Genomic DNA, 1,029 nt, shown 5'->3' with positions numbered 1-1,029 from the left:
GGGGTGGCGAGCAGCCCATCGGCCCCGTCTAGGACCGCCCTGTCCAAGGCAGCCTCACCTTCCTGAGCGGTGGTCAGGCCGGCTTGATCGGCCGCCTCGTCCCATCGTCGCTGCCGACGCTGGAGAACCCGCTGCAGGCGCCGCCGATGACGGCCTAATGAGATGACGCGTGCGATGGTCCCGGTGTCACCGGCATAGCGGTGTGATCCATCCCAATCGGGCGGCAACGGCACCCGCGGGTAGTCCATCTGAGCGAGAAGCGTCGCCTCGATGCGGTCGCAGCACGCCAGCGCGGCCTCATGCCGATCGACGAGCTCCTGAAACTCCGCAAATAAGCGCGGTATCAGGTCGATGAACGGTCCAGGGTCGCCCGGGTAGGGCGATGGCCGCCCAGAACCCGCCACCTCCTTCTTGATCGCCGGCAGACTGCCGAGGAGGGTGAGCAAACGCCGGCGGGTCGGTGATCCCCGCGCCGATGGCTGGGCGGCGCCGGGCGTAACGTCCTCGTGCCAGTCCACCGTCAGTACTCCCCGGCGAGCATGATAGTAAGCGTACGCTCAGTTGTTGCTGCGTCCGCCGGGTCCGATGATGCTCGCGTGAGGGAGCGGTCGAAGTAGTCGATCTTGAAGAACACCCGCTCGCCGGCCGCTTCCAGCGCGCCGAAATCGTGCTCGCCGTGCGGATCGTTGTCGGGTTCGAAGCGATCGAAGGCAGCGATGGCGTCGAGGATGATCTGTTGCCGCTCACGGCCGAGCGCGACAACACCGGCGGTGAGGACGAGGGTGCCGCCGGACAGCGAGCGGCGCAGGATATCGTTGAGCGCGCGGACGCGATCCGCGTCGAGGACGGCGGTCATGGGAACCTCGAAGGCTAGCGGGATGGGGACGGGGTGACCGGTACGGCGATCGCGCCATCGTCCATATCGGCTTGCTCACGTGCTCATCACCGGCATGTTGGCTCTCGCGGCTCCGACAGCCGAGGCCAGCACCATTACCGACTTCCTCGATCGCATCGGCGGCTGCCGTAAGC

2 protein-coding genes are annotated in these 1,029 nt (G+C 67.1%); both read right to left on the bottom strand.

Translation table 11 applies throughout. From position 1 onward, the window contains the following. Nucleotides 1-446, bottom strand: a 446-nt coding sequence (locus FV223_RS28410; RefSeq protein WP_187276291.1) for a hypothetical protein, incomplete at its 3' end; no start/stop codon positions are given. A gap of 74 nt (nucleotides 447-520) precedes the next feature. Continuing rightward, a complete protein-coding gene (locus FV223_RS28405) occupies nucleotides 521-856 on the bottom strand; it encodes a DUF3768 domain-containing protein (RefSeq protein WP_147729972.1) in 336 nt (111 codons plus the stop codon). Nucleotides 857-1,029 lie beyond the last annotated feature (173 nt).

Origin of the sequence: Methylobacterium sp. WL116 (genome assembly GCF_008039455.1) — a bacterium.
Classification (GTDB): Bacteria; Pseudomonadota; Alphaproteobacteria; order Rhizobiales; family Beijerinckiaceae; genus Methylobacterium.
This window is presented reverse-complemented; position numbering and strand designations above follow the sequence as displayed.

Excerpts from the sequence above, each read along its gene's own strand:
- FV223_RS28405 (WP_147729972.1), bottom strand. The coding sequence starts at position 856 with ATGACCGCCGTCCTCGACGCGGATCGCGTCCGCGCGCTCAACGATATC.